The sequence below is a fragment of the Rothia nasisuis genome (assembly GCF_928381405.1).
Taxonomy (GTDB): domain Bacteria; phylum Actinomycetota; class Actinomycetes; order Actinomycetales; family Micrococcaceae; genus Rothia; species Rothia nasisuis.
Genome location: NZ_CAKMSB010000001.1, coordinates 323,811 through 338,108 on the forward strand (window position 1 = coordinate 323,811; position 14,298 = coordinate 338,108).

10 protein-coding genes are annotated in these 14,298 nt (G+C 58.6%); 4 read left to right on the forward strand and 6 right to left on the reverse strand.

The features are described from left to right. Positions 1–35 precede the first annotated feature (35 nt). The gene (locus L6966_RS01370) at positions 36–1,148 is read left to right on the forward strand and encodes a polyprenyl synthetase family protein (RefSeq protein ID WP_237232759.1); all 1,113 of its coding nucleotides are present in this window, start codon (positions 36–38) and stop codon (positions 1,146–1,148) included. A 75-nt stretch (positions 1,149–1,223) separates the two neighbouring features. Here the strand turns inward: L6966_RS01370 and L6966_RS01375 are convergent, their stop codons facing one another. Beyond that, on the reverse strand, positions 1,224–1,565 hold the full coding sequence (locus L6966_RS01375) for an Rv2175c family DNA-binding protein (RefSeq protein WP_143539127.1): 342 nt from the start codon (positions 1,563–1,565) through the stop codon (positions 1,224–1,226). Positions 1,566–1,688: 123 nt separating this feature from the next. On the opposite strand from L6966_RS01375, the gene L6966_RS01380 reads away from it, so the two are divergent. Further along, entirely contained in the window at positions 1,689–3,116 is a 1,428-nt protein-coding gene (locus L6966_RS01380) for a serine/threonine-protein kinase (protein WP_237232760.1), read from the forward strand. Between the two features lie 124 nt (positions 3,117–3,240). Here L6966_RS01380 and L6966_RS01385 read toward each other — a convergent pair whose 3' ends face one another. Together L6966_RS01385 and L6966_RS01390 are read right to left on the reverse strand one after the other, a co-directional pair. Beyond that, positions 3,241–4,602: a class II 3-deoxy-7-phosphoheptulonate synthase gene (locus L6966_RS01385; RefSeq protein ID WP_083091791.1), complete on the reverse strand. Its 1,362-nt coding sequence runs from the start codon at positions 4,600–4,602 to the stop codon at positions 3,241–3,243. 212 nt (positions 4,603–4,814) lie between these two features. Then, complete coding sequence (locus L6966_RS01390; RefSeq protein ID WP_237232761.1) at positions 4,815–5,549, reverse strand: lysophospholipid acyltransferase family protein; 735 nt, start codon at positions 5,547–5,549, stop codon at positions 4,815–4,817. 226 nt (positions 5,550–5,775) lie between these two features. Here L6966_RS01390 and L6966_RS01395 point away from each other — a divergent pair, with 226 nt between their 5' ends. Then, positions 5,776–7,860: an AMP-dependent synthetase/ligase gene (locus tag L6966_RS01395; RefSeq protein WP_237232762.1), complete on the forward strand. Its 2,085-nt coding sequence runs from the start codon at positions 5,776–5,778 to the stop codon at positions 7,858–7,860. 122 nt (positions 7,861–7,982) lie between these two features. Here L6966_RS01395 and L6966_RS01400 read toward each other — a convergent pair whose 3' ends face one another. Continuing rightward, the gene (locus tag L6966_RS01400) at positions 7,983–9,389 is read right to left on the reverse strand and encodes a mycothione reductase (RefSeq protein WP_237223703.1); all 1,407 of its coding nucleotides are present in this window, start codon (positions 9,387–9,389) and stop codon (positions 7,983–7,985) included. Positions 9,390–9,406: 17 nt separating this feature from the next. After that, positions 9,407–9,619 carry a hypothetical protein gene (locus L6966_RS01405; protein ID WP_083091794.1) on the reverse strand — a complete coding sequence of 71 codons (213 nt, stop codon included), beginning with the start codon at positions 9,617–9,619 and terminating at the stop codon, positions 9,407–9,409. Positions 9,620–9,796: 177 nt separating this feature from the next. Between L6966_RS01405 and L6966_RS01410 the strand changes: the two genes are divergently transcribed. Beyond that, entirely contained in the window at positions 9,797–10,429 is a 633-nt protein-coding gene (locus L6966_RS01410; protein ID WP_083091795.1) for an FMN-dependent NADH-azoreductase, read from the forward strand. A 305-nt stretch (positions 10,430–10,734) separates the two neighbouring features. Here L6966_RS01410 and L6966_RS01415 read toward each other — a convergent pair whose 3' ends face one another. Next, the gene (locus tag L6966_RS01415; RefSeq protein ID WP_237232763.1) at positions 10,735–14,184 is read right to left on the reverse strand and encodes a pyruvate carboxylase; all 3,450 of its coding nucleotides are present in this window, start codon (positions 14,182–14,184) and stop codon (positions 10,735–10,737) included. Positions 14,185–14,298 lie beyond the last annotated feature (114 nt).

Sequence of the window (14,298 nt, forward strand, 5' to 3'; positions counted from 1 at the left end):
TGGTACTCTACAGATAGGTTCAACCCAAGGATGCCATGACCACCCAGCTACCCCCCTCTGCGGGCACCGATGAATCAGCTCGTTACCTGGCGGCCATCGAAGCAGAGATGAACCGCTTCTTTCATGAACAGAGCACCACGATGCGGGCGGTCTCGCCCGAAACCCTACCTCTCATCGAATCTATCTCAGCCCTTTCTACCGGCGGCAAGCGGTTGCGTGCCCTGCTGGCCTACTGGGGGTACCGCGGCGCTGGTGGCACTGAGTGCTCAGCCTCTATCGTTCGGGCTGGTCTAGCCATTGAACTCTTCCAAACCGCAGCACTCATTCACGACGACATAATTGATGCCTCTGATACGCGGCGCGGTGCCCCCAGCGTCCACCGCCGCTTTGAGGCGATGCACCGGGAACGCGGGTATAAAACAAACGCAGCTTCTTTTGGCGTTTCAAGTGCACTTCTAGCGGGAGACCTCTGCCTCTCATGGTCTGAGATGGTTTTCTCTTCAATTCCTGAGTTGACCGCCACCAGCGAGGCCCGTTTTATTTTCGATGTCATGCGCACCGAAGTCATGGCCGGCCAGTACCTCGATATTGTGGGTGAGGTGGTACCCGAAGAAGAACCGCAGGTAGCCCTTCAACGCGCTCTCAATGTCATCCGTTATAAAGCCGCCAAATACACCTGTGAGCACCCTGTTGCCTTAGGCGGTGCACTGGGCCTGGGTCTAGGCCGCGATCAGAAAGCCCAGATTATCCGGGGCTACCGAGATTTCGCCCTCCCTCTGGGGGAGGGCTACCAGCTCCGCGACGACATCCTCGGCGTATTTGGCGAACCCGAAACAACTGGCAAGCCGGCCGGCGATGATCTGCGCGAGGGCAAGCGCACCGTACTGACTGCCTTTACCGCCATGAAAGCCAGCCCCGAGGAACGAGCCCTGCTCGAGATGTCTTTGGGCGACCCCAAGCTCAACGCTACTACCATCGCCCAGATCCAGAGGCTCATGCGTGAATCCGGAGCCCTTGACGAAGTTGAAGCCCTTATCAGTGAGAAGAGCGATCAGGCACTCTCGGCCCTCTCAGCTCTGCCTATCCCGGAGGAAGTACGCGATGCCCTCCATGCCATTGCTTTGAAGGCCCTACAGCGCTCCTACTAGATCTTTGAGATAACCAGGCTTAGGTCGCCTAGAGTCTTGGCGACCTCACCGCCGAGCAGCTCAATCACACTATTTCTACCAGGCGAGTGCTGAGGCACGACGGCGCACCTCGGTTTTACGGCCGTCGATGAGGGCATCGATGGGGCGGCCGGGGAGGGAGTCATCTGCGGTGTAAAGCCAGACGATAGCCTCTTCAGCGGTAAAGCCAGCATCAGAGAGCACACTGACGGTACCCTTGAGAGACTCAAGGACGCGGTCTTCGCGCATGAAGAGAGCGGGCACCTTACGAACGCCGGTCTCAGGATCTCGTACCGCCAGGAGGGTGCCGTCAGCAAGGAGGTTGTGGACACGGGTGACCTTGAGGTCAAGGGTCTCTGCAATGTCGGGAATGGTGAGCCAGTCGCCGACGAGCTCCATTACTTGAGGGGTTGTTTTTTCATCAGTCACCCCTCCATTGTGCCCCAGAAAGTGCTGAAGCGGTAGGACGGGAGGGTGTGCCTTTACGGGGAGCTCCCAGCTGTTTCTCGTACTATATGAGGGATGTCTGATTCTAAGTCTGCTGCCCCCTGGCTGACGGGGGTCATTTTTAAGGGCCATTTTGAGGTAGGCCACCTGATTGCGCGCGGAGGTATGGCCGAGGTCTACTATGCTGTTGATCTCTGGTCGAATAATCCTGTAGCAGTCAAGGTGCTGTTGCCGCATCTGGCGGGTGATCCTGCCCAGCAGCAAAAATTTTTTCGAGAAGGGCGGGCACTCAAGAAAATCAACCATGAGCACGTAGTGGGTGTGGTAGATGAGGGAACGCAACTAGTTCATGGCCAGCAGGTCATGTTTTTGGTACTGGAGTATGTGCACGGTTGCACCCTGGCGCAGTTATTAACACTGCGGCCGGTGCTGAGTGTTGGCGAGGTCTTGCATATCATACTTCCCGCAGTGGAAGGCCTCTCTGAGGTACATGCGCATCAGCTAATTCACCGGGATATAAAGCCCGCCAATATTTTGTTAGAGGCTGGTTCAGGGTCGATTAAGCTATCGGATTTTGGGCTGACACGCAGGGCTGACCAATCGGCAACAGGCCAGCTGATGGGCACTCCGCCCTTTATCGCCCCTGAAATTCTCGATGCGCAGGCCACTGTAGGCCCGGAAGCGGATATTTTTGCGGTGGGGGTGATGATGTACCGTATGCTCACCGGGCGCATGCCCTTTGAAGGTGGTGAGAATGACCAGCAGGTGCTCTATCACAATGTGAACACTGATATCCCATCGGTGGCTCTTCTAGCGCCGAGGATTTCGTCTGACGTTGCAGGCGTGGTGAACTGGGCGACACGCCGTAACCCGGGTGATCGCCCCGCTGATGCAGCTGAGCTCTACCGGGCCCTGCGTGATGTCGAGTCCGGTATGACCCCCCAGGAGCAAGCCTATCGCCTGCCCTCAGCTGACCCGGCTCAGACTTCACTGTGGGAAGACATTGACGAAATCGCCGAGCGCTCCGGCCGCCGTCACACCGCTGATCATGAGTCTATCGTCGCGGTAGGCGGTGCCTCTGATCTTTTATTCGACGAGGACGCCGGAGCCAGCCTCTCTGCCCACGAGCAGGCGGTGCGTTCGGCCGCTGCCGCCCCGGTGGAGGCCTACTCCCCCACTGAGCTGACGGGGTTAGGGCCGCTCACGGCCAGCCAGGCTGAGGTTGAGTTTGATGCGCGCTATACAATTTCTGCAGGCTATTCACCCGACCGGGCGGCACGTCAGTGGGCCGATTCAGGGCAGGTCGATACCCACCGCGACGCGCCGAGCTCGCAGCGCAACCCTGACCCGGCTCACTGGACTGAAGCCCAGCGGCGCACCCCAGCTAAGCCCTGGCGCCCCGCGCCGAGCACGACCGTCTTGGCCTTAACAGCCTTGGGCGTGCTCCTGGCTTTCGTTGGTGCCGGCATGGTTGGCTGGTGGCTGGCTAGTTTCTTGTTATAAGCTCTCCCAAGCATCAAAAGTCGCCGCAACTCACCAGTGTTTTTGCCCGGCCAATGGGCCGGTTGGCAGGTGAGCTGCGGCGATTAATTCTGTGCTTCCCCCTTGAGGGCTCGAGCCGCCCTCTCTAACGTCGAGCCAAGTACTCAGCGACCTGAAAAGCGATTTCCAAGGACTGCTGGTGGTTCAGACGCGGGTCGCAGAGAGTCTCGTAACGGTCTGCAAAGGCTGCCTCCTCGATGGGGTCGGAGCCGCCCAGGCATTCAGCCACGTCATCGCCGGTCATCTCGACATGGATACCGCCGGGGAAGGTGCCTAGGGCTTCATGCACCTCAAAGAAGCCCTGAACCTCATTCATGACGTCGTCAAAGCGGCGGGTCTTGTAGCCCGAGGGCACCGAGATGGTGTTACCGTGCATGGGGTCGGTGACCCAGACGACCTTGGCGCCTTCCTTCTGTACGCCCTCAACGATGGCGGGCAGGTTTTCGCGGATCTTGCCTGCGCCCATGCGGGTAATGAAGGTGAGGCGTCCAGGCTCGCGGTGAGGATCAAGCTTGTCGATAAGGGCCAGGGCATCGTCCGCGGTGGTGGTGGGCCCGAGCTTCACGCCAATAGGGTTGCGTACCTTGGAGAGGAAGTTGACGTGGGCGTCGTCCAAGCCACGGGTACGCTCACCAATCCACAGGAAGTGGGCGGAGGTGTCATAGGGCTGATTGGTGCGCGAGTCAACACGGGTCAGAGCACGCTCGAAGTCCAGGAGCAGAGCCTCGTGGCCTGTGTATACATCGGTGGTTTTGAGGGGGCCGAAGTCGGTTCCGCAGGCTTCCATAAACTTGATAGCGCGGTCGATTTCACCGGCGATGGATTCGTAGCGAGCGTGTGCTGGGTTGGAGGTGAAGCCCTTGTTCCAGGAGTGAACCGAACGCAGGTCTGCGAAACCACCCTGGGTGAAAGCTCGAATTAGGTTCAGGGTGGAGGCACTGGTGTGGTAGCCGCGTAGCATGCGGTTGGGATCGTGCGCCCGGGAATCTGCGGTGAAGTCAAAGCCGTTAACCATCTCACCGCGGAAGGAGGGCAGGGTAAGGTCGCCTCGGGTCTCGTCGTTGGACGAGCGGGGCTTTGAAAACTGCCCGGCCATGCGGCCCATCTTGACCACGGGCATGGAGGCGCCGTAGGTCAATACCACAGCCATCTGCAAGAGAGTGCGCACACGGCCCGAGATTTTGTCGGCAGTAGCGCCAGCAAAGGTTTCGGCGCAGTCTCCGCCCTGGAGTAGGAAGGCTTCGCCATTAGCCACGCGTGCCAGGTCGGCGCGCATCTGATCTACCTCTCCGGCGAAGACCAGCGGAGGTACAGAATTCAGCTCCTTAATCACAGATACGAAGTCTGGGTGCTCCGACCACTGAGGGTGCTGGTCAATCTTCAGTGAACGCCACTCTTCGAGTTCAGGGAGAGCGTTCGGGGTGGGGGTGGTATCGGCGTCGGCCACGGGGTGACTCCTTATAATGTGGTAATCGCTAGGCCTGCCGCTGAGGGCGTTGGCCGTGGTGCTATTCAAAAGTATTGTGGTTGGGTTCAAGGGCGACCAAGCTCTGTCCAGCATGTGACATTAGCTCAGCAGGCCCCGTGCACGGCTACTGTGCGGTGTGCAGACAAGGCCCGATGGCAAGTTGACTACGCTCAGGGGCAGCAATCAGCTGGCTAGGAGCGTGCCTGAATCAGGCGGTCGCTGGCGGCCTGGGCAGAGAGGTTCTCTGTATTCATGAGTTTTTTTACATCTGCTGCATAGAGAGGCACAATGCTCCGCCCGGTCAGCTCACTGATACGTTCCATCACAACATCAGCCAGCTCTCGCTGAGCTGCCCAGGCGTCCTCACGGTTCTGGTAGGGGGAGGTATCGATGGCTTCACCGATGATGGTCTTCACCCAAATGGGTTTGCCGTTCCGACGCAGGCGCAGACGGTTAGAACCGGGTTCCTGGACGTTTTCGTTCCCGAGCTGGGCCACAGGGACGATGGGTACCCCCGCTTCGAGCGCCAGGCGAGCCACACCAATCTTGGCTCGATATAGGCGCCCATCTGGGCTACGGGTTCCCTCGGGGTAGATGCCAACGAGCTTACCCTCGCGCAGGGCAGCCACCGCAACTGCGAGAGACTGCGCAGACTTTGTTCCACCGGAACGGTCAATGGGTAGCTGGCCCACCGACGAAAAGAACCACTTCATCACACGGCCCTTCAGCCCCGGGGTGGTGAAGTAATCAGACTTAGCAAGGAAGAAAACCTGGCGGGGAGCAGCCAGGGGTAAGAAGATTGAGTCAATGAAAGAAACGTGGTTACTCGCAAGAATCGCTCCCGAGGCCGGTATATTCTCAGCGCCCACAACGTCCTGATGATAGGCACGCTGCAAGAGGGGCTTGAGCAGAAAACGTAGCTGCATGTACACGGGTGGTTTCTCCTCTTGATTACTGATGTACTCCCACCACCCATTGTAAGCCTGTGCAAAGCCCCGCGCTGAACCGCTCGAAGGGAAACCCTAAGCCGTCGGTGAAGTAAGCCCTGCGTCAGGTGGCGGCAGCGCTGTGGGAGCCAAAACTAGCCATAAGTTCAGGGTAAAATAACCAGACGACCACATGTAGCCCTGCCCGAGAAACGAGGACCACAGCGTGAAAGAGATTCATTCCCCTCAACTAGTGGATATTGACCCCGCCTGCAATATCACCGATATGGTTGAGCGGCGCGCCCAAGACAGCAGGAATCCTGTGGTCTACCGTGTTCAGAAATCAACCGGTAACTGGCTCAATGTCACCGCGAGCGACTTTCGCCGCCAGGTAATCGAACTGGCTAAAGGCCTCATCGCCTCGGGCATCGAAGCGGGTGATGCAGTGGGCATTATGAGCCGTACCCGCTACGAGTGGACCCTCATCGACTTCGCCATCTGGTACGCCGGCGGGATTCCGGTTCCTGTCTACGAGACCTCCTCGCCCGCGCAGGCCGCCTGGGCCCTCTCTCACTCCGGGGCCAAGGCAGTTTTTGTAGAGAACGCCAAACTGGCAGAGGTCATTGAGCTATCCCTGGTTGCCTTGCAAGATGTCTGGGTTATAGATGACGCCGCGCTTTCCACCCTGGAACGTCACGGCCTACCCGTCACAGACGAACAGGTTGAGGAGCGCCGCACTGCCGCTGACCTCTCTACAGTCGCAACCATCGTCTACACCTCCGGCACAACAGGCCGCCCTAAGGCCTGCCCTATCACCCACGGTAACTTTGTGCGCCTGTCAGCCAATGCCAAACTAACTATCCCTGAGATCGCAAACGAGACCAACTCAACCCTTCTCTTCCTGCCCCTGGCACATGTTCTGGGCCGTCTCATTCAGGTACTCGCTTTCGACTGCGGCCTCGTCGTTGGTCACGCCCCTGACGTCAAGAACCTATCAACCGACCTTTCCTCCTTCAGGCCCACTATGCTACTGGTGGTGCCCCGTGTCTTTGAGAAGGTCTATGAGGGCGCTATCAAGAAGGCTGAAAAGGGTGGCAAGGTTAATGCCAAGCTCTTCCACCGTTCAGTAGAGGTAGCGGTCAAGTGGTCTCAGGCTAAGATCGCTGGGAACGTCCCCGCCCGGCTAGCCTTACAGCACCGGTTCTATGACAAGCTGGTCTACTCCAAACTGCGTGAAGCAATGGGAGGTCGTGTTCGATTCGCGGTCTCTGGCGGGGGCCGCCTGGCCCCCCACTACGGCCATTTCTATCACGCAGTGGGTATTGAGGTTGTGGAAGGCTACGGCCTGACTGAGACGACCGCTCCCCTAGCTGTGGGCCGCATTCGGGGGTTCGACATCGGCAACGTGGGCACACTGATTCCCGGCGGTTCAGCCCGCATCGCCGAGGATGGTGAGCTTGAGTTTAAGGGCGTTGGTCTCATTCCCGGCTACCTTGATAACCCTGAAGAGAACGCCGCCGCGTTTACTGACGACGGCTGGTTCCGTACCGGTGATTTGGCTCGAATCGATGAAGACGGCAAGCTCTACATCACCGGCCGTAAAAAAGAAATCATTGTCACCGCTGGCGGTAAGAACGTAATGCCCGTTCCCGCTGAAGATCGCCTGCGCCAATCGCCACTGGTCTCCCAAGCTATGCTGGTGGGCGACGAGAAGCCTTTCATTGCCGCCCTGATTACCCTTGATCCCGACGTCCTACCTGATGAACTTGAGCGTATCGGGCTACCTCGCACGCTCACTGCCAAGGAGGCCTCCGCCCACCCCGGGGTGCATGCAGCCATTCAGAAGTTCATTGACGAGGCCAACGCTCTTGTCTCTAAAGCTGAGTCGATTCGCGAGTTCCGTATTCTCGATAAGGACTTCACCGAGGCAGAGGGTCATCTGACCCCCTCCATGAAGGTGCGCCGCAAACAGGTGCTGGCCGACTTCAACTCCTACGTTGAAGATATCTACGACCGCGCTAAAACTACGGTAGCCGAGACAGCCGCCCACACCGCTGAGCGTGTTCAGGAGATTCGCGCTGAACAGAGCGAAAAATGGGAGGAGTTTAAGGCGATCCAGGCTGAGAAGCTACATGAGTTCACCGAGGTTCAGGGGCAGAAACTACACGAGCTAGCTGACAAGATTCAGCAGGTCGCTCCCCTCCCCGGGGCTAAGGACAAAGATATCGCCACCGACGACGCCGAGGGGCCGGTTGAAAAGGCCGCCAGCGACTGGGTTGAGGTCACTGAAACCGAAGAAGACTCCAAATAAGAGACTTGTGAGCGTGGGCAGGTCAGTCTGTTAGAGGGAGACCGACTCTCGCCCCCTGATAAAAAGTACAAGTTCCCCGTTCCTGTTTCTAGGAACGGGGATTTTGTGGTGCGTGGGAAAACCTAGTCGAGGTCTAGCCCCAACAGGGCGTTTTCTACAACCTCGGTCAGGGCCGGGTGGATCCAGTACTGGCCGCGGGCCATATCACGGGCGCTCAACCCAAAGCTCATAGCCTGAATCAGGGGTTGAATCAGATTGGGCGAATCCTCACCAATCAGGTGGGCGCCCAGTAGCTCGCCGGTATCCTTGCGGGCGATGAGCTTGCAGACACCTTCGCTATCGTCCATGGCCCAGCCGTAGGCTACGTCGCCGAACTTCTGTTCCTTGACGGTAATTTCAAACCCTTCGGCAGCAGCCTGCTCCCTTGCCTGGCTTTCGGTCAGGCCCACAGCGGCAATGGGCGGGTTAGTGAAGACCGCAGCAGGCACATAGCGGTGGTCAGTTGCTCGTAGCTGGTCGGGGTGCACGATATTCCACTGCACGGTACGCATCTCGGCGTTAGCAACGTGCTTGAGCTGATAGGGGGAGCTCACATCACCCAGGGCCCAGACGCCCTTGACCGGCTGGCCGCCGGAGAGAACCCGCTGGTACTCATCCACCTGCACCAGGCCCCGCTCATCCACATCAAAGTAGGTGGCAGCATCGAGGGTATCGGAGTTGGGGGTGCGGCCCGTTGCTACCAGCACCAGGTCGGCGGGCACGGTAACCCGCTCACCGGCATCCTCAAAGACCACCGTCACAGACCCGTCTTCGGCAGGCTCGATAGCCTTCAAGGCGTGGTTGGTGCGTAGGTCCCACTGGCGGGCGGCCTGGCGGGTAAAAATCTGGGCAATGGTGTCGTCGTGGCTACGCAGTAGGCGGTCAGAGCGCACAGCCTGAGTGACGTGGGCGCCCAGGCCTGAAAAGACATGGGCAAACTCGGCGGCAATAAAGCCGCCGCCGATGACCACCACGCGCTCGGGCAACTCATCAATGCGCATGACGGTATCTGAGGTGTGCACCTGAGGTAGATTAATACCGGGGACCTGCGGCAGGGTGACACGCGAACCGGTTGCTAGGACGATGTTCGGTGCGGTCAGTTGCACCCCGGAATCGGTGGTTAGAGTGAGAGGCCCTGTGAAGCGGACGTATTCCTCGTAGACGTCCACGTTCTCTAAAGACTTGCGCCAGGTGAGCCCGCCCTCGCTAATGGCATCGATACGACCGAAGATTCGGTCGCGAATCTGCCGCCAGGCAGTGTGCTTGTGCTCGAGTTCTACGCCCAGGCGGGCGGCGTCCTTAGCGCGGGCCACCGTGGAGGCCGGGTAGACGTACATCTTGGTGGGAATACAACCCACATTAAGGCAGGTGCCGCCGAAGCGGCCGCCATCGACGATGGCAATTTTCTTGCCTTCGTAGTCCTGGTTGGGCAGGGAGTTGCCGGAGCCGGAGCCGATAATGATGAGGTCGTAGTCGTGTACGTGCGTCATGGTCTTTTCTTTAGTGTCTAGTGTGAATCTGGGGTGTCGCGCTGGGCGGCGGCTTCTGCGTTTTCGCGGAAGTTCTTCTGCAACTGGCGGAAGACGAGCACGTTGCCCACAGCGATATGAATGAAACCAAGAATCATCACGTAGATATTCCAGCCGCCCTGCGGAGCCAGCACTCCCAGTAGTAGGAGAATCGCGCCAAAACCAATAATCATCAGGTGTGTAGGGTTCATGCTTTAAGCCTACAGGTAGCGGTGAAAAGTGGCGGTAAGGCCGTGTTCAGCACGATGTGACAAGGGGACATTAAAGTTCCTACTGGTGTCCGTCCTCCGGGGCGTGTGAAAATGTCTATAGAGGGCACAACGAGTCCTTCACACAAAACCCCCTAATTTAGAAGAGAGTATTTTGTTATGGTACGTATACTGCACTATGTTGCTTCTCCACGCGGCGAGCTATCGAAGTCTAAGCAGATTTCTGATTTTTTTATTCAGGAGCTTCGCAACAGTAGATCTAACCAGCAGGTTGATGTGCGGGAAGTATCTTTGTTCGATATTGATTTACCAGCTTTTGGCACCCAGGCAGCTGCCGCCAAGATGGCTGTCTTTGCCGGAGAGGAGCAAACTAAAGAGCAGCAGGATATCTGGGCTCGTGCTCGCGAGTTGTTCGATGAGTTTCAGACTGCCGATATGTATGTTTTTAGCGTCCCTTTTTGGAATGCGGGTGTGCCCTATATTCTGAAGCAGTGGATTGATCTTGTGACGCAACCAGGTTGGGCATTTGCGTTTGATCCCGCGACTGGGTATAGCGGCCTGCTGGAAGGCAAGAAGGCTTTCACAGTCTACGCCTCCGGTGTTTACGGAAATGGTGTACCTCACGCCTTTGGTGAGGACTTTACACGGACGTTCTTTGAGGACTGGCTTGATTTTGTAGGTGTCAAGTCACGAGAACATGTCCTGTTTGGCCCAAATGTTGTTCAAGCCGACCCTGATGGGCTCCTGACTGATATCAAGCAACGCGCAGCACAAATTGCTCAAAAATTTTAGGGGGTAATTTGAGGCTTATTCATAAGGTCTGTCTCGAGGCACCCCTGGGCTCGCACTCGCTGCCGACCCTCTCGCCCGGTTCGCTTCGCTCACAAGGCGATTCACGCCCCGCCTTGCGGCGGATTCCGTGCCCTCATGAGTGCTCGCACGCTCGCACCCGGTCACTTCATCCGAGCCAGCAGCTTCGCTGCGAGCCCGGGGCACCTCTGCCCTTATGAATAAGTCTCTGTGACCTGAACCCAGTACATATCAAAATGTTATCAATGGGTACAGGCGTCCGCGCCTCGCATCACTCTCAAACAGGGCTACTTCACGTTGACCACGATCAGCAGGTCACCACCAGCTACCTGGGAGACTTCGTTGTAGACAACGCGTTCGACGGTGCCTGAGACCGCTGAGGTGATGGAGGCTTCCATCTTCATGGCCTCGATGGTGGCTACCTGGTCGCCGGCTGAGATTTCGTCACCAGGCTTGACGGTGATAGACACACCACCTGCGAAGGGCGCTGCGATGTGGCCGGGGTTAGAAGCATCCGCCTTCTCAGCTTCCTTCACGTTGGACTCAACCGAGTTATCGCGAACCTTGACGGTGCGCTGCTGGCCGTTCAGGGTGCAGATAACCTCGCGCATCCCCTTCTCGTCAGGCTCCGAAATGGCCTGCAGGGTCGCAATCAAGCGCACACCCTTGCCCAGTGAAATCACATGCTCACGTTTGAAGAGCAGGCCGTAGAGGAAGTCGCGGGTATGCAAAATCGACAGGTCGCCGTATTCCTCACGGGCCTTCTCATAGTCACGGGTAGGCGCGGGGAAAAGCAGGCGGTTGAGGGTGGCGCGGCGGGTGGCCGAGTCGCCTGCCAGGGCAGTCAAATCCTCCTCAGACAGCTCGGTCACCGAAGGCTTAGCTAGCTTGCGGCCCTCCAGAGCGCGGGTGCGGAAGGGCTCGGGCCAGCCCGCGGGCGGGGTGCCCAGCTCGCCGTTGAGGAAGCCAATCACAGAGTCCGGAATGTCGAACTTCTGCGGGTCATTCTCAAAGTCCTCGGGCGATACACCCATACCGACCAGCTGCAGGGCCAGGTCACCCACCACCTTCGATGATGGCGTCACCTTGACGATGTGCCCCAGCATGCGATCGGCGGCAGCGTACATGTCTTCGATATCTTCAAAGCGCTCCCCCAGACCCAGCGCGGTTGCCTGTGCCCTCAGGTTAGAGAGCTGCCCGCCGGGGATTTCGTGGGTGTAGACACGACCGGTCGGCGATGACAGGCCCATCTCAAAAGGCTTATAGATGGTACGGACGGCCTCCCAGTAGGGCTCCATCGCACACGCAGCTTCCAGCGAGATAGAGGGGGCACGGTCGGTGTGCTGTAGAGCTCCGACCAGAGCTGAGAAGGAGGGCTGTGAGGTGGTACCTGCCATTGAAGCGGCAGCTACATCAACCACGTCCACGCCCGCCTCAACAGCAGCCAACAGGGTACCAACCTGGCCACCGGCAGTGTCGTGAGTGTGCAGGTGCACGGGCAAATCAAAACGCTCGCGCAGGGCAGTAATCAGGCGGCGGGCTGCCTCAGGACGTAACAGACCGGCCATGTCCTTAATAGCGAGGATGTGCGCCCCAGCTTCTACCACCTGGTCAGCCAGGTTCAGGTAGTAGTCCAGGGTGTAGGTCTGCTCTGCTGAGTCAAGCATATCGCCGGTGTAGCAGATAGCAACCTCAGCAACAGCGGTTCCGGTGGCACGTACGGCCTTAATGGCCGGAGTCATCTGAGATACATCGTTGAGCGAGTCGAAGATACGGAAGATATCAACGCCGGTCTCAGCGGCCTCCCTGACGAAGGCGTCCGTAACCTCGGTCGGGTAGGGTGTGTAGCCCACAGTGTTACGGCCGCGCAGTAGCATCTGAATAGGCAGATTGGGCATGGCCGCACGCAGGTGAGCCAAACGCTCCCAGGGGTCCTCGGAGAGGAAGCGCAGGGCGACGTCATAGGTTGCACCGCCCCAGGCCTCTACCGAGAAGAGCTCAGGGGTGGTATGAGCAACTGCAGGTGCGGCAGCCAACAGGTCACGGGTACGCACGCGGGTTGCCAGCAGGGACTGGTGAGCATCACGGAAGGTGGTGTCTGTAATCAGAACCTCCTTGGTGCCGCGCACAGCCTGAGCAAATCCTTCAGGGCCAAGCTCCAGTAGGCGCTGACGCCAGCCGGCCGGGGGCTCGTGGGTAGAAGCGTCGAAGGGTGAACGGTAGGGCTCAGATGTCTTATCACCGGGGAAGGCGGGTAGCTTCCAGCGGGGGTCAAGCCCCTCAATACGCTCACCGTACGGCTTGTTCACGGTGACGTTAGCCAGATATTGCAGGGCTTTGGTGCCACGGTCAGCTGAGGGCTTCTTGGTCAGCAGCTCCGGGTGCTCATCGATGAAGGGGGTAGAGACGTCACCGGCGCGGAAGGTGGGGTCATCTAGCACCGCCTGGATGAAGGGGATGTTGGTGGCCACACCGCGTATACGGAACTCTGCCAGGGCACGAGAAGCTCGGCGTACGGCGTCCTCAAAAGTACGGCCGCGACAGGTCAGCTTAACCAGCATGGAGTCGAAGTGGGGTGAAATCTGGGCACCGGTGTAGACGGTACCACCATCCAGACGAATGCCCGACCCACCTGCAGAGCGGTAGTAGGTCACCTTGCCCACGTCTGGTCGGAAGCCATTGGCGGGATCCTCGGTGGTGATACGAGACTGTAAGGCGAAGCCACGCACACGCAAATCGTCCTGACGGATGCCCAAATCTTCCAGAGTCTCACCGGCGGCAATACGCATCTGTGACTGAACCAGGTCAACGTCTGTAACCTCCTCGGTCACGGTGTGCTCCACCTGGATGCGGGGGTTCATCTCAATGAAAACATGTTGCCCCGCGCGCTCACCGGCTGTGTCAACCAGGAACTCAACGGTACCGGCGTTGACGTAGCCCAGCTCCTTGGCGAACTTGACGGCATCGCGGAAGAGGGCCTGGCGGATCTCTTCGTCCAGGTTGGGGGCAGGCGCGATCTCCACAACCTTCTGGTGACGGCGTTGCAGGGAGCAGTCGCGCTCAAAGAGGTGCACAATGTTGCCTTCAGCATCGGCCAGAATCTGCACCTCAATGTGACGGGGGCGCAGAACCGCCTGCTCCAAGAAAACGGTAGGGTCGCCGAAGGCTGTATCGGCCTCACGCATGGCAGCTTCCATCGCTGAGCGCAGATCTTCACGCTTTTCAACGCGGCGCATACCGCGGCCGCCACCGCCAGCAACTGCCTTAACGAAGATAGGGAAGCCGATTTCTTCGGCCTCAGCCAGCAACTTCTCTACATCGGCTGACGGCTCGGTTGACTTAAGCACTGGAATACCGGCACGGCGGGCGGCCTTGAGTGCCTCTACCTTGTTACCGGCCAGTTCCAGAACCTCCGGGGGCGGGCCGATGAAGGTGATACCGGCGTCCGCAGCTGCACGCGCCAAGTCGGGATTCTCCGAGAGAAAACCATAGCCCGGGTAAATGGCATCGGCTCCGGCTTCTTTAGCCACGCGAATAATCTCGTCAATATCGAGGTAGGCACGTACAGGGTGGCCCTCTTCACCAATTGAGTAAGCCTCGTCGGCCTGCTGGCGGTGAATGGAATGACGGTCCTCGTAGGGGAAGACGCCGACGGTCTTCGCGCCGAGCTCGTAGGCCGCGCGGTAGGCTCTGATAGCGATTTCGCCGCGGTTAGCGACCAGGATCTTTGAAAACATATTTTCCGTTCCGCCTCATGAGTCGTTGCTGGTGAGCGCACACGGCTAAGCCACAGTGCGTGTGAACACCTCAAATATAGCTTTTCTGGGCCTCTCACCGCTCTTTTTGTCTCA

What these genes read in the sequence shown, in the direction of transcription:
- L6966_RS01410 (WP_083091795.1), top strand. Translation starts at nt 9,797, where the DNA reads ATGGTACGTATACTGCACTATGTTGCTTCTCCACGCGGCGAGCTATCG.
- L6966_RS01415 (WP_237232763.1), bottom strand. Translation starts at nt 14,184, where the DNA reads ATGTTTTCAAAGATCCTGGTCGCTAACCGCGGCGAAATCGCTATCAGA.
- L6966_RS01370 (WP_237232759.1), top strand. Translation starts at nt 36, where the DNA reads ATGACCACCCAGCTACCCCCCTCTGCGGGCACCGATGAATCAGCTCGT.
- L6966_RS01380 (WP_237232760.1), top strand. Translation starts at nt 1,689, where the DNA reads ATGTCTGATTCTAAGTCTGCTGCCCCCTGGCTGACGGGGGTCATTTTT.
- L6966_RS01400 (WP_237223703.1), bottom strand. Translation starts at nt 9,389, where the DNA reads ATGACGCACGTACACGACTACGACCTCATCATTATCGGCTCCGGCTCC.
- L6966_RS01405 (WP_083091794.1), bottom strand. Translation starts at nt 9,619, where the DNA reads ATGAACCCTACACACCTGATGATTATTGGTTTTGGCGCGATTCTCCTA.
- L6966_RS01390 (WP_237232761.1), bottom strand. Translation starts at nt 5,549, where the DNA reads ATGCAGCTACGTTTTCTGCTCAAGCCCCTCTTGCAGCGTGCCTATCAT.
- L6966_RS01375 (WP_143539127.1), bottom strand. Translation starts at nt 1,565, where the DNA reads ATGGAGCTCGTCGGCGACTGGCTCACCATTCCCGACATTGCAGAGACC.